General features: G+C 74.1%; 21 protein-coding genes. 14 read left to right on the forward strand and 7 right to left on the reverse strand.

The window, feature by feature from the left end:
- Positions 1–13: 13 nt before the first annotated feature.
- Positions 14–544: an Lrp/AsnC family transcriptional regulator gene (locus MicB006_RS25155; RefSeq protein WP_030499629.1), complete on the reverse strand. Its 531-nt coding sequence runs from the start codon at positions 542–544 to the stop codon at positions 14–16.
- 120 nt (positions 545–664) lie between these two features.
- Here MicB006_RS25155 and MicB006_RS25160 point away from each other — a divergent pair, with 120 nt between their 5' ends.
- From MicB006_RS25160 to MicB006_RS25180, 5 genes are read left to right on the forward strand one after another with little or no spacing between them, the layout of a single operon-like run.
- Positions 665–1,699: an ABC transporter ATP-binding protein gene (locus MicB006_RS25160; RefSeq protein WP_225980497.1), complete on the forward strand. Its 1,035-nt coding sequence runs from the start codon at positions 665–667 to the stop codon at positions 1,697–1,699.
- The gene (locus tag MicB006_RS25165) at positions 1,699–2,733 is read left to right on the forward strand and encodes an ABC transporter ATP-binding protein (RefSeq protein WP_116509444.1); all 1,035 of its coding nucleotides are present in this window, start codon (positions 1,699–1,701) and stop codon (positions 2,731–2,733) included. The genes MicB006_RS25160 and MicB006_RS25165 overlap by 1 nt, the downstream gene beginning before the upstream one ends.
- Before the next feature lie 2 nt (positions 2,734–2,735).
- The gene (locus tag MicB006_RS25170; protein WP_116509446.1) at positions 2,736–4,163 is read left to right on the forward strand and encodes an aldehyde dehydrogenase family protein; all 1,428 of its coding nucleotides are present in this window, start codon (positions 2,736–2,738) and stop codon (positions 4,161–4,163) included.
- 8 nt (positions 4,164–4,171) lie between these two features.
- Positions 4,172–5,119, forward strand: a complete 948-nt coding sequence (locus MicB006_RS25175; protein WP_116509448.1) for an NAD(P)-dependent oxidoreductase — start codon at positions 4,172–4,174, stop codon at positions 5,117–5,119.
- A gap of 38 nt (positions 5,120–5,157) precedes the next feature.
- On the forward strand, positions 5,158–6,294 hold the full coding sequence (locus MicB006_RS25180) for an acyl-CoA dehydrogenase family protein (RefSeq protein WP_370013506.1): 1,137 nt from the start codon (positions 5,158–5,160) through the stop codon (positions 6,292–6,294).
- Positions 6,295–6,307: 13 nt separating this feature from the next.
- Here the strand turns inward: MicB006_RS25180 and MicB006_RS25185 are convergent, their stop codons facing one another.
- Positions 6,308–7,153 (reverse strand): hypothetical protein, encoded by an 846-nt coding sequence (locus MicB006_RS25185; protein WP_116509452.1) that lies wholly within the window; start codon positions 7,151–7,153, stop codon positions 6,308–6,310.
- 138 nt (positions 7,154–7,291) lie between these two features.
- On the opposite strand from MicB006_RS25185, the gene MicB006_RS25190 reads away from it, so the two are divergent.
- Genes MicB006_RS25190 through MicB006_RS25205 form a run of 4 tightly spaced genes read left to right on the forward strand, consistent with a single transcriptional unit; the run spans position 7,292 to position 12,324 of the window.
- Positions 7,292–7,630 carry a PadR family transcriptional regulator gene (locus MicB006_RS25190; protein WP_116509454.1) on the forward strand — a complete coding sequence of 113 codons (339 nt, stop codon included), beginning with the start codon at positions 7,292–7,294 and terminating at the stop codon, positions 7,628–7,630.
- Positions 7,627–8,448, forward strand: a complete 822-nt coding sequence (locus tag MicB006_RS25195) for an ATP-binding cassette domain-containing protein (protein WP_116509455.1) — start codon at positions 7,627–7,629, stop codon at positions 8,446–8,448. Before MicB006_RS25190 ends, MicB006_RS25195 begins: the two co-directional genes overlap by 4 nt.
- Positions 8,445–9,131, forward strand: coding sequence for a hypothetical protein (locus MicB006_RS25200; protein WP_116509457.1), 687 nt, complete (start codon positions 8,445–8,447; stop codon positions 9,129–9,131). The genes MicB006_RS25195 and MicB006_RS25200 overlap by 4 nt, the downstream gene beginning before the upstream one ends.
- Positions 9,132–9,183: 52 nt before the next feature.
- On the forward strand, positions 9,184–12,324 hold the full coding sequence (locus tag MicB006_RS25205) for a BTAD domain-containing putative transcriptional regulator (RefSeq protein ID WP_116509459.1): 3,141 nt from the start codon (positions 9,184–9,186) through the stop codon (positions 12,322–12,324).
- On the opposite strand, the gene MicB006_RS25210 is transcribed toward MicB006_RS25205, so the two are convergent.
- Both MicB006_RS25210 and MicB006_RS25215 read right to left on the reverse strand, forming a co-directional pair.
- Entirely contained in the window at positions 12,308–13,054 is a 747-nt protein-coding gene (locus tag MicB006_RS25210; protein WP_116509460.1) for an ABC transporter permease, read from the reverse strand. The two genes, MicB006_RS25205 and MicB006_RS25210, sit on opposite strands and share 17 nt — an antisense overlap.
- On the reverse strand, positions 13,051–13,992 hold the full coding sequence (locus MicB006_RS25215) for an ATP-binding cassette domain-containing protein (protein WP_116509461.1): 942 nt from the start codon (positions 13,990–13,992) through the stop codon (positions 13,051–13,053). The genes MicB006_RS25210 and MicB006_RS25215 overlap by 4 nt, the downstream gene beginning before the upstream one ends.
- A gap of 93 nt (positions 13,993–14,085) precedes the next feature.
- On the opposite strand from MicB006_RS25215, the gene MicB006_RS25220 reads away from it, so the two are divergent.
- The 3 genes from MicB006_RS25220 to MicB006_RS25230 all read left to right on the forward strand — a co-directional run bounded on the left by MicB006_RS25220 (position 14,086) and on the right by MicB006_RS25230 (position 16,753).
- Positions 14,086–14,655, forward strand: coding sequence for a DUF4240 domain-containing protein (locus MicB006_RS25220; protein ID WP_116509462.1), 570 nt, complete (start codon positions 14,086–14,088; stop codon positions 14,653–14,655).
- Between the two features lie 77 nt (positions 14,656–14,732).
- Positions 14,733–15,767 (forward strand): DUF3800 domain-containing protein, encoded by a 1,035-nt coding sequence (locus MicB006_RS25225; RefSeq protein ID WP_116511791.1) that lies wholly within the window; start codon positions 14,733–14,735, stop codon positions 15,765–15,767.
- Positions 15,764–16,753 (forward strand): BtrH N-terminal domain-containing protein, encoded by a 990-nt coding sequence (locus MicB006_RS25230; RefSeq protein WP_116509463.1) that lies wholly within the window; start codon positions 15,764–15,766, stop codon positions 16,751–16,753. The genes MicB006_RS25225 and MicB006_RS25230 overlap by 4 nt, the downstream gene beginning before the upstream one ends.
- Positions 16,754–16,756: 3 nt before the next feature.
- Here the strand turns inward: MicB006_RS25230 and MicB006_RS25235 are convergent, their stop codons facing one another.
- The gene (locus MicB006_RS25235; protein WP_116509464.1) at positions 16,757–20,029 is read right to left on the reverse strand and encodes a hypothetical protein; all 3,273 of its coding nucleotides are present in this window, start codon (positions 20,027–20,029) and stop codon (positions 16,757–16,759) included.
- 240 nt (positions 20,030–20,269) lie between these two features.
- Between MicB006_RS25235 and MicB006_RS25240 the strand changes: the two genes are divergently transcribed.
- Positions 20,270–21,145 (forward strand): sulfotransferase domain-containing protein, encoded by an 876-nt coding sequence (locus tag MicB006_RS25240; protein ID WP_116509466.1) that lies wholly within the window; start codon positions 20,270–20,272, stop codon positions 21,143–21,145.
- 21 nt (positions 21,146–21,166) lie between these two features.
- Entirely contained in the window at positions 21,167–21,877 is a 711-nt protein-coding gene (locus tag MicB006_RS25245; protein WP_116509467.1) for a helix-turn-helix domain-containing protein, read from the forward strand.
- Here MicB006_RS25245 and MicB006_RS25250 read toward each other — a convergent pair.
- Both MicB006_RS25250 and MicB006_RS25255 read right to left on the reverse strand, forming a co-directional pair.
- Positions 21,859–22,437 carry a dihydrofolate reductase family protein gene (locus MicB006_RS25250; protein WP_116509468.1) on the reverse strand — a complete coding sequence of 193 codons (579 nt, stop codon included), beginning with the start codon at positions 22,435–22,437 and terminating at the stop codon, positions 21,859–21,861. The two genes, MicB006_RS25245 and MicB006_RS25250, sit on opposite strands and share 19 nt — an antisense overlap.
- Before the next feature lie 54 nt (positions 22,438–22,491).
- Positions 22,492–22,956, reverse strand: a complete 465-nt coding sequence (locus MicB006_RS25255) for a rhodanese-like domain-containing protein (protein ID WP_116509469.1) — start codon at positions 22,954–22,956, stop codon at positions 22,492–22,494.
- Positions 22,957–22,985 lie beyond the last annotated feature (29 nt).

Genomic DNA, 22,985 nt, shown 5'->3' on the forward strand with positions numbered 1-22,985 from the left:
TTTCTCCGGTCGGTCAGGTGTCTGCGCCGGGTGTGCCGGGGTCGGCTTCCGCGTCCCAGCCGGCTTCCTCGTCCCCCGTGACGGCGATGTCACGCGCCCACTCGTGCGCGCGCTTGGCGACCCGTAGCACCATCACCGACCGGCTCTCCATCACCCCGTCGAGGTTGCCCAGCCGCTCCGTCCAGAACCGCCGCATGGCGTTGCTGGAGGCGAAGTAGCCGACGGCGATGATGTCGAACTGGCCGGTCACGTGGTAGACGTACGCGATCTCCGGCATCCCGGCGAGCTTGTCGATGAGCCTTTCTGTGGCACCCGGAGCGCTCTGGATCTCGAACAGCGTGTGCACCGGCCGCCCCATGAAGGCGGCGCTGGGAATCGCGGCGAACTGCAGCTGACCCTCGGTGACAAGCCGTTCCACCCGGCGTCGTACGGATCCCTCGGAGAGGCCGACCTTCGCCGCCAGTGCGACGTTCGTCTGCCGTGGATCCTGAACGAGCTCCCGGATGATGCTGCGATCTTTCTCGATCGAGCTCTTGGATGCCATCTCGCTCCAACTCTTAGTGACGGAATTCGTCGCTGCCGGGAGCCTAGACGACGAACATCGTCTGTGCAACACTCCCGGATGACGAATGGTGGCGTTCGGGAGTTTAACTCAGGGGGATCGATGGCCTTGTTGGAGGTCCGGGATCTGCGCACCGAATTCCGCGGCGCGCGGGGCTCGGTGACGGCGGTGGACGGGGTGTCGTTCACTGTCGACGCAGGGGAGATGGTCGCCCTCGTCGGCGAGTCCGGCTGCGGGAAGTCGGCGACCGCTCAGTCCATCATGGGCCTGATCGTGCCGCCGGCCGGCCAGGTGACCGGTGGCCAGGTGCTCTTCGAGGGACGGGACCTGCTGCGACTGTCCGCGCGGGACCTGCGCGCGGTGCGCGGCAAGGGCATCTCGATGATCTTCCAGGATCCGATGACCTCGCTGAACCCGGTGCTGACGGTGGGCCGGCAGATGACCGAGGCGCTGGAACTGCACCTCGGGATGAGCCGCCGGGCCGCGCGCAAGCGGGCGGTCGAGCTGCTGGACATGGTGCGCATCCCGGCGGCGGATACCCGGCTCAGCTCGTACCCGCACCAGCTCTCCGGCGGCATGCGGCAACGCGTCATGATCGCCATGGCGCTCTCCTGCCGGCCGCGACTGATCCTCGCCGACGAGATCACCACCGCGCTCGACGTCACCATCCAGGCGCAGGTGCTGGACCTGCTGCGGGAACTGGCCCTGGAGACGCGCACCGCGGTCCTGCTCATCACCCACGACCTCGGCGTGGTCGCCGGCATGGCCGAGCGCGTCAACGTCATGTACGCCGGCCAGATCGTCGAGCGCGCCGGGACCGTCGACCTGTTCCACCAGCCGCAGATGCCGTACACCTGGGGTCTGCTCGGCTCGGTGCCCCGCCTCGACCAGGCCCGGGGCGGCAAGCTGCGCCCGATCGCCGGCCGCCCGCCGGAGCTGTCGGAGATCCCGCCCGGCTGCCGCTTCGCGCCGCGTTGCGTCCACGGCCGCGACGTATGCCAGGACAAGGCGCCCGGCCTGACCACAGTGCCGGGCCGCGACCAGCTCACCCGCTGCTGGGGCATGCGCCCGGCGGACCAGGGCGGCTGGCTGACCACCGAGGACCGCTTCGCCGACCAGAGCGCGGAGGTGCGCTGATGACCCCCACCCCCGACACCGCCCCGGACCCGCTGCTGCGCGTGCGTGACCTGGCCGTCGACTTCAAGGTGCCGGTGCGCGGCTCGCTGCTGCCGGCCCGGCTGCGCGCGGTCTCCGGCGTGGACCTGGACGTCCGGCGCGGCGAGATCATCGGCGTGGTCGGCGAGTCCGGCTGCGGCAAGTCCACCACCGGCCGCGCCATTCTCCAGCTGCTCAAGCCCAGCCAGGGCACCGTCACGTTCGACGGCACCGAACTGACCACGCTGGACCGGCGGCGGATGCGGGCCATGCGCCGGCAGATGCAGATGATCTTCCAGGACCCGTTCGCCTCGCTGAACCCCCGGATGACCGTCGGCGAGCTGATCGAGGAGCCGCTGCTCGTGCACTCCGGCCTGCCGGCGGCCGGGCGGCGGACCAAGGCGCTGCAGACCATGCAGATGGTCGGGCTCAGCGAGAAGTGGCACGACAGGTACCCGCACGAGTTCTCCGGCGGCCAGCGCCAGCGCGTGGGCATCGCACGCGCCCTGGTCAGCAACCCGCAGTTCATCGTCGCCGACGAGCCGGTCTCCGCGCTCGACGTCTCGGTGCAGGCGCAGATCGTCAACCTGCTGGAGGAACTCCAGGAGGAACTGGGCCTGACCATGATGTTCATCGCCCACGACCTGGCCGTCGTACGGCACCTCTGCGACCGCATCGCGGTGATGTACCTCGGCTCGGTCGTGGAGGTGGGGGAGTGCGAGGACATGTACGACCGGCCGCGCCACCCGTACACCCAGGCCCTGCTCTCGGCGGTGCCGATCCCCGATCCCCTGGTCGAGACCGAGCGCCGGCGCGTGATCCTCAGCGGTGACGTGCCGAGCCCGCTGAACCCGCCGTCCGGCTGCCGCTTCCGGACCCGCTGCTGGAAGGCGCAGGACATCTGCGCGACCGAGACGCCGAAGCTCACCGGCGCCGGCCACCAGGTCGCCTGCCACTTCCCGGAGAACGCCGACCCGCAGGGCGAACCGGTAGCCGCCGTCGGCGCGGGGCGGTAGACGTGTCGGTTCCGTACCACCGCAACCTGGTCGACGGCGAGTGGGTCGACGGCGAACGCCGGCCGAACCTGAACCCGGCCCGCCCCGGCGAGGTCGTCAGCGAGTACACGGTGGCCGACCGGGACACCGCCCGCGCGGCGGTCGAGGCGGCCCGCCGGGCCGGTCCCGGATGGGCGGAGCTGCCCGTCGGCGACCGGATGCGGATGCTGGACCGGATCGGCGGCACCATCCTGGACCGCGCCGACGAACTCGCCGTGCTGCTCGCCCGCGAGGAGGGCAAGCTGCTCGCCGAGGCCCGCGGCGAGGTCGTCCGCGCCGGCCAGACGTTCCGCTACTACGCCCACCAGCTGCTCCAGCCCACCGGTGAGGTCTACGCCTCCACCCGGCGCAACGTGCACGCCGAGGTCCGCCGCCGTCCACTGGGCGCGGTCGGGATCATCACGCCGTGGAACTACCCGCTGGCGATCCCGGCGTGGAAGGTCGCGCCGGCGCTCGCGTACGGCAACACGGTCGTACTCAAACCCGCCGAGCTGGTTCCCGCCAGCGCCGGGGAACTCGCCCGGATCATCGCCGGCGCCGGTGTCCCGCCCGGCGTGTTCAACCTGGTCGTCGGCCCCGGCTCGGTGGTCGGGGAGGAACTGCTCACCAGCGACGGACTCGACGGCATCTCGTTCACCGGCGGCACCCGCACCGGCGCGCACGTCGCCCAGCGCTGCATCGCGCACGGCAACAAGCGGTTCCAGCTGGAGATGGGTGGCAAGAACCCGCTCGTGGTCTGCGACGACGCCGACCTGGACGTGGCGGTGCGCTGCGCGCTGGACGGCAGCTTCTTCAGCACCGGCCAGCGCTGCACCGCCTCCAGCCGGCTGATCGTGACGGCCGGCATCCACGACCGGTTCGTCGCGGCGCTGGCCGAGGCGACGCGGGCGCTGCGCGTCGGCGACCCGCTCGACCCGGACAGCCAGCTCGGCCCGGTGGTCAGCGCCGGCCAGCTCGACCAGAACCTCGACTACGTCCGGATCGGACGCGACGAGGGCGCGGCGGTGGCGGCCGGCGGTACGCACGACGGGCAGTTCATGCGGCCCACCCTGCTCGTCGGCGCGCACAACGACATGCGGGTGGCCCGGGAGGAGATCTTCGGCCCGGTGTCCTGCGTGATCCGCGCCGACGACCTCGACGAGGCGATCGAGCTGGCCAACGACACCGACTACGGGCTGTCCGCCGGGATCGTCACCACCTCCCTGTCCGCCGCCGAACGGTTCAAGCGCGACGCCCGCGCCGGCATCGTCACCGTCAACCTGCCCACCGCCGGCACCGAACTGCACCTGCCGTTCGGCGGCACCGGGGCCTCCAACCACGGCCCCCGCGAGCAGGGCGGCTACGCCCGCGACTTCTACAGCGTGCCGGTGACCTGCTACACCGGCTGGTAAGGACGGCAATGTCCCCTCAGATCCTGCTCACCGAGCCCATCGCCGAGGCCGGGATGCGGCTGCTGCACGCCGCCGGTGAGGTACGCGTCGCCCACCTCACCGACCCCGCCGCGCTCGCCGCCGGGCCGCTCGCCACCGCCGACGCGCTCGTGGTGCGCTCCTCACCGGTGACCGCCGCGATGCTGGAGGCCGCGCCCCGGCTCAAGGTCGTCGGCCGGCACGGCGCCGGGCTGGACGGCATCGACCTGGCCGCCGCGCAACGGTTCGGCGTCCCGGTGGTCGGCACGCCCGGCGCCAACGCCGAGTCGGTGGCCGAGTTCGTCGTGCTGGCCGCGCTCGCGCTCGCCCGGCAGCTCACCCCCGCCGTGGCGACGCTGGCCGCCGGCGGATTCCCGCCCGGCCGGTCACTTCCCGGTTCGGTCGTCGCCGCCGGACTGACCGGCGCCATGCTCACCGGCCGCACGCTGGGACTCGTCGGCCTCGGCGCGATCGGCCGGGGCGTCGCCGCCCGCGCCCGCGGGATGGGCATGACCGTCCTCGGGTACGACGTGGCGGTCACCGAGCCGCCGGACGGCGTACACCTGGTGGACCTGGACGGGCTGCTCGCCGAATCGGACGTGGTCAGCCTGCACGTGCCCCAGACGCCGTCGACCACCGGCCTGATCGGCGCCGCCGCGCTGGCCCGGATGCGGCCGCACGCGCTGCTCGTCAACACTGCGCGGGCCGGGGTGGTGGACGGCGCGGCGGTGCTCGCCGCGCTCGACGCCGGCCGGCTGCGCGGCTACGCGGTCGACGTGTTCGCGCCCGAACCGCCCGCCGCCGACGACCCGATGCTGCGCCACCCCCGCGTCCTCGCCACGCCGCACATGGCGGCGATGACCACCGACGCGCTCGACGCGATGGCCGTCGCCGTGGCCCGCGGCGTCCTCGCCCACCTGGAAGGAACCCGTACGTGACACTGACCGTCCCCGCGTCCGCCCTCGACTACTTCGGTGTGGACACGCTCGTCGACGACGACACCCGGGAACTCCAGGCCGCCGTGCGCGGCTTCGTGGACCGGCGGATCCGGCCCGAGGTCGCCGGCTGGTACGAGGCGGGCCGGCTGCCGGTGCGGGAGCTGGCCCGGGAACTCGGTGAGCTGGGCGTGCTCGGGATGCACCTGGAGGGCTACGGCTGCGCCGGCACCTCGGCCGTCGCGTACGGCCTCGCCTGTTTCGAGCTGGAGGCGGGCGACTCGGGCCTGCGGTCCCTGGTCTCGGTGCAGGGCTCGCTGGCCATGTACGCCATCTGGCGGTTCGGCTCCGAGGAGCAGAAGCGCGAGTGGCTGCCCCGGATGGCCGCCGGCGAGGCGATCGGCTGCTTCGGGCTGACCGAACCGGACGTCGGCTCGGACCCGGCCGGCATGCTCACCCGGGCCCGCCGCGACGGCGGCGACTGGGTGCTCAACGGCACCAAGATGTGGATCACCAACGGCTCGGTGGCCGACGTCGCCGTGGTGTGGGCCCGCACCGACGAGGGCATCCGGGGCTTCGTCGTCCCGGCCGGCACGCCCGGGTTCACCGCGCCGGAGATCACCCGCAAGCTCTCCCTGCGCGCCTCGGTGACCTCCGAGCTGGTCCTCGACGACGTCCGGCTGCCCGCCGACGCGATGCTGCCCGGCGCGGCCGGCCTGTCCGGGCCGCTGACCTGCCTCAACGAGGCCCGCTTCGGTATCGTCTTCGGCGCGCTCGGCGCCGCGCACGACTGCCTGCAGACCACAGTCGCGTACGCCCGCAGCCGGCAGATCTTCGACAAGCCGCTCGCCGCGTACCAGGCCACCCAGCTCAAGCTCGCCGACATGGCGCTGGAACTGGGCAAGGGGATGCTGCTGGCGATGCAGATCGGCGCCCTCAAGGACGCGGGCACGCTGGACCACCGGCAGATCAGCCTGGGCAAGCTCAACAGCGTGCGGGAGGCCATCGCCATCGCCCGCGAGTGCCGGACGATCCTCGGCGCGGCCGGCATCACGCTCGACTACCCGGTGCTGCGGCACGCGAACAACCTGGAGTCGGTGCTCACCTACGAGGGCACCTCCGAGGTGCACCAGCTCATCATCGGGCAGACGCTCACCGGTCACGCGGCCTTCCGCTGACCGGCCGCGCCGCCTACCGCTTGACGAGGTTGCGCAGCGCGGAGAGCAGCGACCGGTGGCTGACCTCGGCGTAGATCTTCTTGTCCGGTCCGAACAGGACCACGTACGGGCACTGCTGGTCGTCGCCGCCCATGGTCTTGTCCAGCAGTCTGCGCCCGGTCGCTACCTCGTACACCCGTAGGCGGTAGGTGGCCTTCAGCAGCGTCAGCGTGTCCGGCTTCGGGTCGTCGTAGCGGCACTTGCGGATCGTCGCGCCGGTGCTCGTCCGGTCCAGGCAGGCGACCATCTGCACGACCTTCGGGTCCTCCGACGCCCAGGTCCGTTCCACCCGCTTCGACAGGCCCTCGTCGTAGAAGTAGACCTGGTCGTGGCGGCGGCCCGTGCCCATGTCGGTGCCGACGAGCAGCGCCACCGGGTGCGGCGCCGCTCCGGCGCGCTTCGGCGACTGCGGGAAGTAGCGGACGCCGTCGCACACGTCGTTCAGGTCGGAGATCTTCGCCGCCGGGAAGTCGCTGGGCTGCGGCCCGCGCGTCGACGGCTCCACGCTCGCCGTCGAACCCGGCGTGGGCGTCGTGCCGGACGATCGCCAGGGCGCCACCGGCGGCGCGGCCGGCTCCGGCTCGGACGCCTGGCGCGGCGAGGAACCCAGCAGGAACGCGCTGCCGATCAGGCCCGAGCACGTCACCAGCAGCAGCACGCTCAGCGCCGCGACGGCAATGACCAGACCGCGGTTGCGGCCGGTCGACGGCGGACCGGGCGGTGGGTACGGCCCGTACGGCGGGGCCGACCACGCAACCACTGCGGGCGGTTCCGCGTCCCCCGCCGTTCCCTGATCGGACCCGGCCCCCGTGTCGGACATGCGTATTCCCCCGTCGAACCCCTTGCGGAGCGCGCAACTTATCAGGATCCGCCGCCCGGAGACGCCCGTACTAGGTGGTTGCGCTACCTAGATGGCGGCGCTACCGTCGTCCGGTGTAGACGTCGCGTCAGGAGCGGGATGAACCAGGAACGACGGGCGCAGTGGCTGCGCGGGGTGCTCGACCTCTGCGTGCTCGCGCTGCTGAGCCGGGGCGAGTCCTACGGCTACGAGCTGTCCCAGGCGCTGCGGGCCCACGGCCTGGGCGCCGTGCAGGGCGGCACCCTCTACCCGGTGCTGCTGCGGTTGCAGCGCTCCGGCCTGCTCACCGCGCACTGGCGGGAGGGCGGCACCGGCCCCGCGCGGAAGTACTACCGGATCAGCCCGGAAGGCAGCGCGGCGTTGCGGGCGGCCGCGATCGACTGGAGCGCCTTCGCGTCGAGCGTGGGCACGATACTGAGCGAGGAGCCGAAGCGGTGAACCACGACCTCTGGCTCGCCGCCCTCACCGGCGAGCTGCGCCGGCACGGGGTGGGGCCTGATCTGACCGGTCACGTCGTCGCCGAGGCGGCCACCCATCTGCTCGACAGCGGGGAGCCGCCGCTGCGGGTCTTCGGCGCGCCGCAGGCGTACGCCCGTGCGGTGGTCGACAGCCTCGGCGGCCCCGACGTACGGCCGCCGCGCCGCCAGCCCGGCCCGGTACGGCTCACCGCCCAGGGCATCACGAAGCGTTATCGCGGGCGGACCGTCCTGGACCGGGTCGACCTCACCGTCCGGGCGGGCGAGATCGCGGCGGTGGTCGGCGCCAACGGGGCCGGCAAGAGCACTTTCCTGCGGATCTGCGCCGGCCTGCTCAGCCCGGACACCGGCACCGTCGACGTCCACGGCACGCTCGGCTACTGCCCGCAGGACGGCGGCACCGCCGAGTTCCTCAGCCCCGACGAGCACTTCGTGCTGATCGGCGCCGGCCGAGGGCTGGGCCGGACGGCGGCGCGGCGGGCCGGGCGCGCGGAGGCGGCCGGGCTGGAGTGGACACCGCCGCGACGCACCCAGGCGCGGCACCTCTCCGGCGGCACGCGGCAGAAGCTCAACCTGGTGCTGGCCCGGCTCGGCGAGCCGGACGTGCTGCTGCTCGACGAGCCCTACCAGGGGTTCGACAGGGGCACCTACCTCGACTTCTGGCACGAGGTGTGGCGGTGGCGCGACGCCGGCAAGGCCGTCGTGGTCGTCACCCACCTGCTCAACCAGCTCGACCGCGTCGACGTCGTGCTTGATCTTTCCGGGGAGCGTGACGCGTGAGCCGGACCCTCGTGGTGGCCGAGGCCGCCCTGCGCGAGCTGCTGCGTCGCCGTACCGTGCTGGTCATCCTGCTGCTGATGCCGCTGGCCTTCTACCTGAGCCGCCGCGGCGACTTTCTCGGGCAGTCGATCCGCTTCGTCTGTCTCGGCCTGGCCTGGGCGCTCAGCACCGCCGCGCTGTTCGCGGGCAGCGCGGCGCGGGGCATGGAACCCCGCCTGCGGCTCTCCGGCTACGGCAGCCGGCATCTGGTGCTCGGCCGGCTGCTCGCGCTCTGGACCGTCGGCGTGCTGCTCTCCACCCCGTACTTCCTGCTTGTCCTGGCCGACCAGCGCGACGTGCGGTACGGCGCGGTCGCGCTGATCATGGCGCTGACCGTGTTCGTGTCGGTGCCGTTCGGCCTGCTGCTGAGCGCCGTACTGCCGCGCGAGATGGAGGGCACGCTGGTGCTGCTGACAGTGGTCGGTCTCCAGATGGTGATGGACCCGGCGGGCAGCGCCACCCGCGCGTTGCCGTTCTGGTTCAGCCGCGAGATCGCCACGTACGCCGTCGACCACACCGACGGCGGCTACCTCACCCGCGGGCTGGCACACGGGCTCTTCTTCGCGGCCGTGCTCACCCTCGCGGTCGTGGTGGCCGCCGCGGTACGACTGCGACAGCGCCGGCACCTGCGGCTGGCCACCTGACCCCGCGCCCGGCGGACGGGACCGAACCGCCGGGCGTGGCAGGATCGGCCGGGTGCAGATCGGGTTGCTCGGGCCGTTCCAGGTCACCACGGACGGCGGCGTCCCGGCCGACGTGCCGGGCGCGCGGCTGCGCGGGCTGCTGGCCGCCCTCGCGCTCCACCCCGGCCAGGTGGTCCCGAAGACGACGCTCCTCGACTGGATCTGGGGCGACCAGCCGCCCGCCGACGCGACGAACGCGCTGCAACGCCTCGTCTCGCGGCTGCGCAAGGCGCTGCCGGCGGGCACTGTCGACGGGCTGCCGGACGGCTACCGGCTCGCCGTCGAGCCCGACGCCGTCGACGCCGTACGGTTCGAACGTCTCCTGCCCCGGGCCCGCGACGGCGACCGGCCGCAGCGGGTGCGGCTGCTGCGTGAGGCGCTGGGCCTGTGGCGCGGCGACGCGTTGCGGGACGTCGGCCTGACCGGCAGCGTGGCGCTCGACGCGGCGGCCACCCGGCTGGAACGGCTGCGCCTGACCGCGACGGAGGACCGGTTCGACGCCGAGATCGGGCTCGGCGGCGACGAGACCGGCCTGATCGCGGAGCTGACCGACCTGGTGGCCGCGCATCCGGTGCGCGAGCGGCTCGCCATGGCGCTGATGCGCGCGCTCGCCGCGACCGGCCGGGACAGCGAGGCGCTGCTCGTCTACCGGCGCACCGCGGACGCGCTCGCCGACGCGCTCGGCGTCGACCCGTCACCGGAGCTGTCGGCGCTGCACGTCGCGGTGCTGCGCGGCGAGACGGGACGCCGGGACCGGACGCGCCGGACCAACCTGCGCGCCGAGCTGACCAGCTTCGTGGGCCGCGACGACGATCTCGTCGCGGTCGGGGCCCTGGTGACCGAACACCGGCTCACCACCCTGACCGGCCCGGGCGGCTCGGGAAAGACCAGGCTGGCCACCGAGACCGGGCGCCGGCTGACGGGCGACCTGCCGGACGGCGTGTGGCTGGTGGAGTTCGCCGCCGTCAGCGCCGACGGGGACGTGGTGCAGGCGACGATCTCCGGGCTCGGCCTGCGCGACGCGCTGCTCGGCGACGCGAGCAGCGTGGAGCCGGCCGACCGGCTCGTCGCGGCGATCCGGGACCGGGAGATGCTGCTGATCCTGGACAACTGCGAACACGTCGTGGAGCAGGCGGCGGCGCTGGCCCACCGGCTGCTCGGCGAGTGCCGGCGGCTGCGGATCCTGGCCACCAGCCGGGAACCGCTCGGCATCACCGGTGAGGTGTTGTGGCCGGTCGCGCCGCTGGGCCTGCCGGACGGGGACGCCGCGGTCGCCGAGGTCGAGTCGTCGCCCGCCGTCCGCCTGCTGCGGGACCGGGCCGCCGCGGTCCGCCGGGACCTCGCGTCCGATGCCCGCACGGCGACGACGATGGCGCGGATCTGCCGCGCGCTCGACGGCATGCCGCTGGCGATCGAGCTGGCCGCGGCGCGGCTGCGCACCATGTCCGTCGACCAGCTCGCCACCCGGCTCGACGACCGGTTCCGGCTGCTCACCGGCGGCAGCCGGACCGCCCTGCCCCGGCACCGGACCCTGCGCGCGATGGTCGACTGGAGCTGGGAACTGCTCACCGACGCCGAACGCGCGGCGCTGCGCCGGCTGTCGGTGTTCTCCGGCGGGGCGAGCCTGGACGCGGCCGAGCGGGTCTGCGCCGGCGGCGCCGTCGAGCCGGGCGACGTGCTCGACCTGCTCACCGCGCTGACCGAGAAGTCGCTGCTGGTCGCCGCCGGCGACGTCGCGCCGCGCTACCGCATGCTCGGCACGATCAAGGAGTACGCCGCGCAGCGGCTCGTCGAGGCCGGGGAGGAGGACCTCGCCCGCCGCGCGCACCTGGAGTACTTCACCGAGCTGGCCGAGACGGCCGAGCCGCGGCTGCGCCGCGCCGACCAGCTCACCTGGCTCGCCCGGCTCGAAGCCGAGCACGACAACATCACCGCCGCGATGCGCGGCGCGCTCGCCGCGGGTGAGGGACGCGCGGCGATGCGGCTCGCGGCCGGCGCCGGCTGGTACTGGTGGCTCGGCGGCCACCGGACCGAGGGCATGGAACTGATCATCGCGGCCACCGAGGCGCCCGGCGACGTGCCCGACCACATCCGCGCCGTGGTGTACGGACTCGTGGTGCTGTTCCTCAGCTCCGGCCCGGGCGACGCGCAGCACGCGGCGGAGTGGATCCACAAGGCGTACCGGTTGAGCGGGGAGGGCCGCGGCGGTCACCCGGAGCTGGCCCTGGTCGTGCCGATGGAGCGCATGCTGCGGGAGCCGGACGCGCTGCTGCCCGCCTGGGAGTCGCTGCTCGACCACGAGGACCCGTGGGTACGCGCGCTGGCCCGGCTGCACCTGGGCAAGCTGCGGGTCATTCTCGGTATCGAGGCGGCGCAGGCGGAGGCGTGCCTGCGGCAGGCGCTCGCCGAGTTCCGGGCGGTGGGCGAACGCTTCGGGATCTCGTTCGCGCTCAGCGAACTGGCCGAGCTGATCGCCGTGCGCGGTGACGTCGCCGCCGCCTGCGACTACTACGAGCAGGCGGTCACGGCGGTCACCGAGGTCGGTGCCGTCGAGGACGTGATCCGGATGCGGGCGCGGCTGTCCTGGCTGTACCGGCTCGGCGGCGACGAGGCGGCGAGCACCGACGCGCTGGCCGAGGCGCACCGGCTCGCCGCCGGGGTCGCCTGGCCGGGCGCGCTGGCCGAACTGGCGCTGGTCCGGGCGTACCTGGCCCGCCACGACGGCGACGCGGCCGAGGCGTACGCGCAGTTGCGGTCCGTGTCGGCGCTGCTCGGCGACGAGGCGGACCTGGCCAGTGTCCGGGCGGGCACCCAGGATCTGCTGGGCTACCTGGCCGAGGACGTCGAGCTGTCGCGTACCCATCGGGCGGCGGCGTGCCGGGCGGCGCGCGAGGGTGGCTACGCGCCGCTGACCGCGCAGGTGCTCGTCGGTGTCGCGGACCTGGCGGTGCGGCTGGACCGGCCGGACCAGGCGGCGCGGCTGCTCGGCGCCGCCACCGCGGTACGCGGGCAGCCCGACCGCACCCACCCCGACGTGCCCCGCATCGAGGCGGCGGCCCGCGACCGCCTCGGCGACGCGGGGTACGCCGAGGCGGTCGCCCAGGGCCGGGAGACCGGCTGGGAGCGGCTGGTCGAGGTCACGCTCGCTTCGTGAACGTGGACCGCGCCCACAGGTAGCCGACCACCGCGATGCCCGCGGACCAGGCGAGCGCGGGGATCACGTCGCCGGCCGACGGCGCGCCGTCGAGCAGGCCACGCAGCGTCTCGATGATCGGCGTGAACGGCTGGTACTCGGCGAACTGCCGCACTCCCGGTCCCATCTTGTCCGCGGGCACGATCGCGCTGCTGAAGAACGGCAGCAGGACCAGCGGCACGGCGGCCATGCCCGCCGACTCCGGCGACTTGGCGAACAGGCCCAGCGCGACGGTGAACCAGCTGACCGCGACGCTGAGCAGCACCACCATGCCGGCCACGCCGAGCCAGTGCAGGGGATCGGCGGCCGGGCGGAAGCCGAGCAGGAACGCCACCCCGACCAGCGCCGCGACCGCGAAGACGTTCGTCAGCACCGTGGCGACGACGTGGCCGGTCAGCACCGCGCCCCGGGAGACGTGCATGACCTTGAACCGGTTGATGATGCCCTTGGTCATGTCGGAGCTGACCGACGTCGCGGTGCCGCCGAGGCCGTAGCAGACCGCGAGCAGCATCAGGCCCGGCGTCGCGTAGTCGACGTAGTCGACGCCGACGGAGAACGCGTCGCCGAGCATGTACACGAACATCAGCATCACGATGATCGGCATCAGCACCGCGTTGAACACCGAGGTCGGGTTGCGGCGCAGGTGCGTCAGGTTGCGGCGCAGCATGACGACCGAGTGGTTCTGGCTCATTTGGCGGCCACCTCCGGGGTACGGCCCGTCAGGGCCAGGAAGACGTCGTCGAGGTCGGGGGTCTGGACGGACAGGTCGTCGGCGCTGATCGCGTGCGCGTCGAGCCGGTCGAGCAGGGCGCGCAGCGACGCGGTTCCGCCGTCGCCGGGCACCCGCAGGGCCAGCGCCTCCTCGTCGCGTACGGCGTCGGGCAGCACCCGCGCGGCCGCGTCGAGTTCGGCGACGCTGCCGAACCGCAACCGCACGTGCGTACCGGGGATCCGGCGCTTCAGCTCCTCCGGCGTGCCCTGGGCGACCAGCCGGCCCTGGTCGAGCACCGCGATCCGGTCGGCGAGGCGGTCGGCCTCGTCCAGGTACTGGGTGGTGAGGAAGACTGTCACGCCACCGGCCACCAGCTCCCTGATGATCGACCACATGGTGCGGCGGCTGCGCGGGTCCAGGCCGGTCGTCGGCTCGTCCAGGAAGATGATCCGCGGCTCGCCGACGAGCGTCATCGCCAGGTCCAGCTTGCGGCGCATGCCCCCGGAGTACGTCGACACCGGCTTGTCGGCGGCCTCGACCAGGTCGAACCGTTCCAGCAGCTCGGCGATGACCCGCTTGCCGGTCACCCGGTTGCGCGGGCCGAGGTCGACCATCAGTTGCAGGTTCTCCCGCCCGGTGAGCAGTTCGTCCACCGCCGCGAACTGTCCGGTCACGCCGATCGCCGCGCGGACCGCCCTGGCCTCGGTGACCACGTCGTGCCCGGCGACCCGCACCGATCCGGCGTCGGCGCGGATCAGCGTGGTCAGGATGTTGATGGCTGTCGTCTTGCCGGCCCCGTTCGGCCCGAGCAGGCAGAAGATCGTCCCGGCGGGGACGTCCAGGTCGATGCCGTCGAGCACCACCCGGTCCTTGTACGCCTTGCGCAGTCCGGAGACCGCTATCGCTGAACTCGTCATGCGACCACCATCGGCGGCCGCGCCGCCACCGCCCTGACACGGCGCTGACACGGCCGCTGACAGCTTGTCGGTGGGCCGGCGTACGGTCCCGCCGTGGATCGGGAGACGTTCTGGGAGATCGTGGAGCGGGCACGTCGCGCCGCAGGGCGTGAGACGGTCACCGCCGAGGGGGCCGACGCGGTGGCCCGGCACCTGGTCGCGCAGCTGTCGGTGCTGAGTCCGGCGACGATAGTGGGCTTCGAGCAGGCGTACGACGACGTGAATCTGGAGGGGTGGCGCTGGGACCTGTGGGCGGCCGCCTATCTGATGCGCGGCGGCTGCTCGGACGACGGATTCGACTACTTCCGCGGCTGGCTGGTCGCGCAGGGGCGGGCGGTCTGGGAGCGGGCCGTCGCCGATCCCGACTCACTCGCCGGGGCCGGCGTCGACCCTGACGACGACGCGGTCGAGTGTGAGGCGGTGCTGAGCGCGGCGGGCGACGCCTACGCCCAGGCGACCGGCGGCGGCACTGACGCGTTCTGGGAGGCGCTCGACGCCGCCGACCGGGCGGCTCCCGGGCGGACGCCGACCGACCCGGCCGGCGACGACTTCGACTTCGACGACGACGAGCAGATGCGCGCCCGCCTGCCGCGCCTGACCGCGATCTACCGGCCGGTGGAATGAGGCTTCACGACCTGCCGCCGACCCGATCCGGGTTAACCGCTGGTCCGCCGCGGGCCGGGTGGGCGAGCATGGTCGGCATGGCGAGGTCGACGGGCGCGAGGCTGCCGCTGCAGGGCGGGCTGCCACCCGGCGCGGCGCTGACCGGCGCGGTGCTGGAGATCGCCTGCGACGAGTCCGGCTTCTCCGGCACCAACCTGCTCGATCCGGCCACCCCGGTGATCGTCCACGCCAGTGTCGACCTGAGCCGCGACGAGGCCGCCGATCTGATCCGTACGCTGCGGTCCGGGTTCCGGTTCTCGCCCGACGAGGTCAAGTCCCGGCAGTTCCTGCGCCGCCGCGGAGCCGCCGAGGCGGTGGAGTGGTTCCTGTCGGCGCTGCGCGGCCGGGCGCACGTGCACCTGGTCGACAAGGAGTTCTTCCTCGTCACCCGGGTCGTCGACCTGCTGCTGGCCGAGCCGTCGTACGCGGCGGGCACCCGCCTCGCCGGTGACCGGCGTCCGGCCGCGATAGCGCTGCACCGGGCCGGGCGGGCGGCCGGGCCCGACTGGGCGGGCTTCCTCGCTGCCGTGGTCGAGATGCTGCGCACCAAGCGGCGGGACCGGGCGGACGACCGGAGCGTGGCACGGTTCTTCGCCGCCCGGGACGCGCTGCTGCGTCACCTCGTCGACGCGCAGGCCGGCGCGGTCCTCGACGCGCTCGACCCGGCCCGGGTAGCCGCCGTGCAGGCCCGGTTGTACGCGGGCGACCGGACGATCCCGCCGCCGCTCGAACCGCTGCTGCCGGCGCTGGCCGAGACCGTCCTGCACTGGAGCGCCGGCCGGCGGCGGGTGCTGGTGATCCACGACGAGCAGAGCGCGCTCACCGAGGACCGGCTGCGCCGCCTCCAGGCGGCGCTGGCCGCCGGCGACCCGGCCCACCCGTCACCGCTGGCCGGGCTGGTGATGACCGACTCGCGCGACGACCCGCGCGTCCAGGCCGCCGACCTGCTCGCCGGGGTGGCCCGCCGGATGCCCGGCACCCCCGGCGACGGGCCGCTGCGCCCGCTGCTGTCCCCGCCCGCCGGGCCCGACCCGGACGCCGTCGGCGTGACGACGGAACAGGAGCCCGCGTGATCCTCGACGACGTGACGCCTCGCCCCGGACTGCACTGCGAGACCACCACGCTCGGCGTGCTGACCCGGCACGCGGGCCTGGACCTGTCCGAGCCGATGCTGTTCGGCCTCGGCGAAGGGCTCGGCTTCGTCTACTGGGACGCCAGGAGCATGGACGTGCCGTTCCTCGGCGGGCGTACCAAGCCGCTGTGCGTGACCGGGGCCGCCGCCGACCGCCTCGGCCTGGACCTGCGCGTACGGGAGACGACGTCCGCGGCCAGGGCGTGGCGCGACGTCACCGAGGCGCTGGACGCCGGGCAGCCGGTCGGCCTGCAACTGGACTCGTACCACCTCGACTACTTCACCACCCGGGTCCACTTCGGCGGGCACACCGTCGCCATGTACGGCTACGACGACACCCACGCCCACCTGGTCGACACCGCCCAGCAGGGCGGCGCGGTGACCACCACGCTGGACAGCCTCGCCCGGGCGCGCGCCGCGCGGGGGCCGATGACCGCGCGCCACCTGTCGTACACGCTCACCGCGCCCGGCGGCCCGCCGGACCTGGCCGCCGCCGTCCGCGCGGCGGTACGCGCCAACGCCGGGGCGTTCCTCCACCCGCCGATCGCCAACCTCGGCCACCGGGGGATCGCCACCGCCGCCGCCCGGGTGACCCGCTGGCTGGACCGCGCCGCCGACCCGGCACGCGACCTGCCGCTCGCCGCGACGCTCATGGAACGGGGCGGCACCGGCGGCGCGCTGTTCCGCGCCATGTACCGGGACTTCCTCGCCGAGGCCGCCGCCGTCACCGGCGACGCGCGGCTGCGGCGGGCACAGCTGATGTACGCCGACATCGCGCCGCTGTGGACCGCCTTCGCCGACCACCTCGCCACCGCCGGGCGGACCGGCGACGCGGCCCACCTGACCCGCGCGTCGGCGGTCCTGGCCGACCTGGCCGTCCGCGAACGCGAGGCGATGACGGTGCTGGCCGCCGTCGACGCCGGGTAGGCGTCAGCTCATGTCGAGCGTGTACGCGGCTTCCCGCACGTCCGCGTCGGGGTGACGGCGTAGCCCGATGAGCAGGTCCCGCCACGGTGTCTTCCAGCCGAAGACCGACCCGTGTGCGACGAGCGCCACCGCGAACAGCCCACCGGCCAGGTCGCCGCGCCCGCCGAGATGGGCCACCGTGCCGGCGAGGACCGCCGGGTCGGGCCGCTGCCGCAGGTCGCGCAGCCGGTGGCCGACGTGTTCGGCGGTGCCGACCGCGATCACCGGCCGGTCCGCGCAGAGCGCGGCGACCTCGTCCAGGTTGTCCAGCCGGCCGAGGTCGACGAGCAGCCGGGTGGCCGTACCCAGGAAGCCGTCCTGACCGGCGAGCCACCGCGCGGTCGCGACCAGCCCGGCCCGGTCGGCGTCGGCGGGCCGGCCGGCGGACCACAGTGCCGCGCCGGCCGCGAGCAGGTCGACGCGCCGCCGGGCGGGCCGGTCGGCGGCTGGTCCGCCCGGGTCGTCGTCGGCCGCGTCCCGCTCCAACAGCCGCTCCAGCGCGGCCCGGAACACCTCGTCACCGCCGGCTCGCAGTAGGTTCGCCACCCCGATGCTCGGCGTCGTCTCGTCCGGGTCGGTGAGGCGGTCCACGATCAGATCGGTGACGCCGGTCAGCCACGGCCACCATTCCCCGAGCGCGGCGAACGCGGCGCGCCGGACCTCCCGGTCGTCGGCCCGGCACGCCGTCACGATCAGCGCGGCGTAGGCGCGGCGGTGGCGTTCCGAGATCCCGGACGGGTACGCGCCGAGCACCGCCCGCCGTTCCTCGCGGCTGGCGTGCACCGCCGTGCGCAGCACGGTCCAGCTCGCCTCGGGCCCGAGCCGCTGCCGCGCGGCGGAGACGATCGCGGCGCGCACGTCGCGGTGCGCCTCCGGATCGGCGTACACGTCGGCGAGCGTCGCCAGCACGTCCACCGGCGCGTAGCGGGCCAGGAGCCGGGCGGCCTCCTTGCGGCTGGTGACCTTCGCCGCGCCGGTCAGCACCCCGCCCAGCGGTTCGGCGAGCCGGGCCGGCGGGACGTGCCGGGCGGCCCGCCCGGCGGCGTACAGCGCGACGCGCGCCCGGTCGCCGTCGGCGTAGCGGAGCAGCACCGGGAACGCCTCGTCCGGCCGGTCGGTCCGGGCCAGCGCGCCGAGCGCCGCCTCGGCGACCGGCACCTGAGGCGCGTCGAGGTGGCGCAGCACCAGTTCGCGTCCGGCCGGGCCGGCTCCGGCGGCGGCCTGGATCGCCGCCGCCCGTTGCCACACCCGGTGACCGGAGTCGGCGATGACGCGGGCCTGCAGAGCCACGAAGCGTTCCTGCTGGCGGGGGAGCCACCGCTGGGCGTGCGGCGCCGGGCCGGGCACCCACCGCTTTCCCTTCTCCACGAACCGGCCGCGCGGCGGCCGGTCCAGCACCCGGTCCAGCAGGTCGGTGCGGGACGTGCAGACGATCGTCCACACCTCGTACAGCGCCACCGCCGAGGCGTCGACGTCGAGCACCTCCTCGACGCGCCGCGAGCGGGTACGCGGATCGGCGAGCCAGAGCGCGACCGCCGTGCGGGCCACCGCGGGCAGCGTGTCCGGCCCGATCGCCCGGTGCAGCAGGTCCTGGAGCTCGGGCAGGCGCCAGGCCCGCCGGCCGAGCGCGTGGGTGAGCGCGAACAGCAGCCCGTACCGGGCGCGTGCCATGCCGGCCTCGAGCCGGCCGCGCAGCCGGTCGAACACCACAGTCTCCTGGCCGCGCCGCAGCACCGTGTCGAGCCGGCGCAGGATCGGCACGTTCGCGTCGCTGCTCACCAGGTCGATCGTGAGCAGCGCCCACTCGGCCAGTTCCGGCACGTCGACGTGGTACGTGAGCGTGTCGGCCGCGAGCCGGCTCAACGCGTTGGTGGTGGCCGCCGAGGTGTCCCGGGCGTCGACCACGTCGGTGGTGAGCCCGGTCAGCCCGCCCGCGTTCGTGGCGGTGAGCAGCGGCGCCACCGTGGCGAGCGCGGTGAGCGCGGCGGCGCGTACCGGGTCCTGCTCGTTGCGCAGCCGGCCGAGCCGGACCACCACCTGGGCCACCGTGCGCGGGTCACGGGAGCGTCGCGCGGCCGCCACCAGCAGCCGCCAGCCGTCCGCCCGGTCGTCCGCGTCGCCCGAGCGCAGCGCCGCGCTGGCCGACGCGGACGCCGCCGGCCACGGCAGGTACGCGCTCCAGAACCGCACCTGCTCCTCCCGCTCGCGTACCGCCGGCAGGGTCAGCACCCGGGCCGCCTCGCGTGCCCGCACCTCCGAAGGCAGCACCTCCATCACCGCGGCGCCGGGTAGCAGCGCCGTGGTGTCGGTGTCGGCCAGCGCCCCGTCGTACAGCTCGGCGCGGCGGCTCGGCGCGACGGCGCGCAGCAACGCGGCGAGCGCGTGATCGTGCTCCCGCAGCCGGGCGGCAAGCGGGACCAGCTCGCCCGTGGGCAGCGCGGCGAGGCGGCCCAGCAGCGCCCGGGGCAGCGTGCTCCGTGCCAGCCAGGCCGCCCGGGCCGGCGGCGTGAGCAGGCGTACAACCCGGCGCGCGTCGTGCGCGGCGAGCCGCCCGTACGCGACGAGCGGGCCGGGCAGCGACTCCTCGGGCGCGTACCGGTCGAGCAGGTCCAGCGCCTGTGCCGGATCACCCCGCAGTACCGCGCCGGCAACCTCCGCCCAGATCCGCCCGCGCGACTCGGGCAAGGCCGCGGCCAGCCGCTCACCGGCGCGCGCCAGCACGATGCCGGGGTGTGCCCGCATCAGCCGTTCCGGGTTCAGCGCGTGTTCCAGGTCGGGCAGCCAGGCCCGTACCGTCTCGGGGCCGCAGGCCGGCAGCAGCGCGACGGCCTCGTGGTCGCCGAACCGGTCGCGCACCGCGGTGATCAGCGCGTCGGCGACGGCCGGCGCCGGGTTGCGGCGCAGCGCCCGGTAGACGCGCCGCCGCGCGTGCGCCGGCCGGTCGGTCAGGTCGGCGGGCGTCACGCCGGCGCGCACGGCGGCGGTCAGCGCGGTGGCGGCGATCGAGGGCTCCGGGTCGAACGTCGCGGCCAGGACGGCCGCGGTGTCCCGGGTCGCCAGCGCGGCGAGCAGCGCGAGACGCCGCTCGTAGGGCCCGTGCCGGCGCAGGTCGGCGCAGACCTGCGCACGGTCGGGCGCGGTGCGTGCCCACGCCACGAGGCGCCGCGCCCGGTCGCGGTGGGGCAGCGGGTCGAGGGCGGTGAGCAGATCGCGGGTGGCGGTGAGCACGGCGCTCATTGTGCCGGTGCGCGAGTCGCCGCGGGTGCCCGTGCCTATTCCGCAATTCCTATGGAAATTGTAGATTTTCAGCGTTCTCTCAGCCGCCCGGGATTGACATCAATCGGACCGTCGGGGATATTCCTAGCGGCGCGTCGGGGCGCGGGGCGGAGCAGGCGAGGTCTGCGGACTTCACCTGCGTGACGTGCGGAAAGGTGTTCGTGCTGCCCCTGCTCCGCGGGGTCCGGATGAGGTTGGGAAATGATTAATCGGGCCGTCGAATTCGCCAAGCACAATTCGCCGAATTCTCTGCGCGTAAAGGCCCGGCGGGCGCAGATGGAAGCGCGCAACGCCCGTATGCGACTCACCGTTCCGGTGGTGGCCCGTAGCGAGTTCGACAACATCTTCCACTGCACCGTCCGTAAGACCGGCAGCCAGTGGATCAAGGCGCTGTTCAGCGACCCGGCCGTCTACCGCCACTGCGGGCTGCTGCCCTACGACCCGCGCTTCTACTCCGGCGGGGCGACCGCGCCGGTGCCGGCCGGCCGTGTCGGCCTGGCCATCTTCCTCTCCCACACGCGGTTCGAGGCAGTGCCCAAGGCCGGCAGCTACCGCGCGTTCTTCGTGATCCGCGACCCGCGCGACGTGGTCGTGTCCAGCTACTTCTCGCTGCGCAACTCGCACGCCCCGATGGGCGACATCCCGCAGGCGCGCAAGGCCCTCCAGGAGCTGCCGAAGAAAGAGGGCATGCTCTACGTCATCGACCGGCTGCGCGACAAGAAGCAGTTCGGGCAGATGCGCTCCTGGGCGATCGCGCCGAGCGACGAGACGTTCCGGCTGTTCCGCTACGAGGACCTGACCGGCGAGCGGCAGGCCGAAGAGGTCGACCAGCTTCTGCGGCACTGCGGGATCACGCTGCCGCCGGCCGAGCTGGAGGCCCTGCTGAACCGCTACAGCTTCACGAAGATGAAGAAGTCGAAGGAGACCCCGGGGCGGATCTCCCACTACCGCAAGGGCGCGTCCGGCGACTGGCGCAACCACTTCGACGACGACATCTACGCCGCGTACACGGCCGCCGCCGGTGACCTCGCCGAGATCCTCGGCTACCCCGCCCGGGACGAGACCCCCGCCCGCTGACGATCGCCGTATGCTCCTGCCGTGGAGCTGCGGTTCACCACGCGGGCGTCGGACTCGGCCTGGATCGACACCGTGTGGACCTGCGTCAGCGACCGGGTCGACGAGATGACCTCGGTGGCGACGCCGTGCTGGGGACTCGTGTTCTGGCGGCGTGACGGGCGCTCGTACGCGGCCGTCTCGGGGCCCGAGACCGCGACCGGCACCGCGCCGGTGCCCGAGGGCGCCACATTCGTCGGCATCGAGTTCGCGGTGGGCACCTCGCTGCGGCTCGTACCCGCGCCCGAGCTTGTCGACCGCGGCGCCGAGCTGCCCGACGTGAGCCGCCGGACGTTCCGGCTCGACGGCGGGCGCTGGGAGACACCCGGCCCGGACGACGCCGAGGCCCTGGTCGAGCGGCTGGTCCGCGCCGGCGTGGTGGTCCGCGACCCGCTCGTCACCGAGACCCTGCGCGGCGGCCGTCCGCCCGCCTCACCACGGACCCTCGAACGCCGCTTCCGCGCGGCGACCGGGCTGACCCGGGGCGCGGTGCGGCAGATCGAGCGCGCGCGCCGCGCCGCCGTGCTGCTGGCCGCCGGCGGCCCGCCCGCCGACGCGGTCACCACCTTCGGGTACGTGGACGAACCGCACCTGGCCCGCGCGCTGCGCCGGTACGTCGGACGGACGGCCGGTGAGCTGCGCGCGGGCGCCGGTGGCGCGATAGCGCTGGACCCGGCTCAGCGGGTCACGTCGTAGATCAGCTTGACCACGCCGTTGGGGTAGGCGGCGCTGTCGCGCAGATGCAGCGTCTGCCGGTCCCGGTCGGCCTGGCTGAACAGGCCCTTGCCGGCGCCGAGCAGCACCGGGAAGACGAGCAGGTGGTACCTGTCGATCAGGTCCGCGTCGGCCAGACGGCGGGCGAGCTCCGCGCTGCCGTGGATGAAGATGTCGCCGCCCTCGCCCTGCTTGAGCGCGGCGACGTCGGCGGTCGAGCGCAGGATCGTCAGCGGTCCCCAGCCGTCGACCAGCGCGTCGTCGGGCAGGCTGGACGACACCACGTACTTCGGCAGGTCCCGGTAGGCGGCGTGGTCCTCGGAGTCGCGCCAGGTGGGCGCGAACGCCTCGTAGCTGCGCCGGCCGAACATCAGCGCGCCGGGCTGCGCCAGCTCCTCGCCCTTGAGTGAGAACGCCTCCGGCAGGAACTCGACGTCCTTGACGACCCAGCCGCCGCTGCGGTGCTCCTCGCCCGGGCCGCCGCCGGGGGAGTCCACCACGCCGTCGAGCGACATGAATCCGGTGTACACAAGATCACGCATGCGGCCATGCTAGGAACGCGCGCGACGTGGTGTCTTGTACGGAACCGACACGCCTCAGCAGCCGCACGACGCCCCGGCCGGCGCGGTGAGGTCGTCGGCGGGCCGCCGGATCAGCCCCGCCCCGGTGCGTACCGGGAAGCCCTCCCGCACCCAGTACTCGTATCCGCCGATCATCTCCTTGACCGGCCGCCCGAGCCGGGCGAACTCCAGCGCCGCACGGGTGGCGCCGTCGCAGCCCGGCCCCCAGCAGTAGGTGACCACTGTGGCCTCCGCCGGGACCAGCTCGGCGGCCCGCTCGGCGACCTCCGAGGTGGGCAGGTGGACGGCGCCGGGGATGTGCCCCTGCCGCCACGCCGGAAGGGAGCGGGAGTCGACCACGACCAGGCCGGTCACGCCCGCTTCCAGGTCGGCGTGCACGTCGCTGACGTCGGCCTGGAAGGAGAGCCGCGCCGCGTAGTGGGCGACGGCGTCGGCGGGGCGGGCGGCGGGGATGCGCAGGACGTTCGACATGGCACCCATCGTGCCGACCGTCGCCCGGCCGCCCCAGT

This window comes from Micromonospora sp. B006, assembly GCF_003408515.1.
In the GTDB taxonomy this organism is placed as follows: Bacteria; Actinomycetota; Actinomycetes; order Mycobacteriales; family Micromonosporaceae; genus Micromonospora; species Micromonospora echinospora_A.

Excerpts from the sequence above, each read along its gene's own strand:
- MicB006_RS25155 (WP_030499629.1), bottom strand. The coding sequence starts at position 544 with ATGGCATCCAAGAGCTCGATCGAGAAAGATCGCAGCATCATCCGGGAG.
- MicB006_RS25160 (WP_225980497.1), top strand. The coding sequence starts at position 665 with ATGGCCTTGTTGGAGGTCCGGGATCTGCGCACCGAATTCCGCGGCGCG.
- MicB006_RS25165 (WP_116509444.1), top strand. The coding sequence starts at position 1,699 with ATGACCCCCACCCCCGACACCGCCCCGGACCCGCTGCTGCGCGTGCGT.
- MicB006_RS25175 (WP_116509448.1), top strand. The coding sequence starts at position 4,172 with ATGTCCCCTCAGATCCTGCTCACCGAGCCCATCGCCGAGGCCGGGATG.
- MicB006_RS25185 (WP_116509452.1), bottom strand. The coding sequence starts at position 7,153 with ATGTCCGACACGGGGGCCGGGTCCGATCAGGGAACGGCGGGGGACGCG.
- MicB006_RS25190 (WP_116509454.1), top strand. The coding sequence starts at position 7,292 with ATGAACCAGGAACGACGGGCGCAGTGGCTGCGCGGGGTGCTCGACCTC.
- MicB006_RS25210 (WP_116509460.1), bottom strand. The coding sequence starts at position 13,054 with ATGAGCCAGAACCACTCGGTCGTCATGCTGCGCCGCAACCTGACGCAC.
- MicB006_RS25215 (WP_116509461.1), bottom strand. The coding sequence starts at position 13,992 with ATGACGAGTTCAGCGATAGCGGTCTCCGGACTGCGCAAGGCGTACAAG.
- MicB006_RS25225 (WP_116511791.1), top strand. The coding sequence starts at position 14,733 with ATGGCGAGGTCGACGGGCGCGAGGCTGCCGCTGCAGGGCGGGCTGCCA.
- MicB006_RS25235 (WP_116509464.1), bottom strand. The coding sequence starts at position 20,029 with ATGAGCGCCGTGCTCACCGCCACCCGCGATCTGCTCACCGCCCTCGAC.
- MicB006_RS25240 (WP_116509466.1), top strand. The coding sequence starts at position 20,270 with ATGATTAATCGGGCCGTCGAATTCGCCAAGCACAATTCGCCGAATTCT.
- MicB006_RS25250 (WP_116509468.1), bottom strand. The coding sequence starts at position 22,437 with ATGCGTGATCTTGTGTACACCGGATTCATGTCGCTCGACGGCGTGGTG.
- MicB006_RS25255 (WP_116509469.1), bottom strand. The coding sequence starts at position 22,956 with ATGGGTGCCATGTCGAACGTCCTGCGCATCCCCGCCGCCCGCCCCGCC.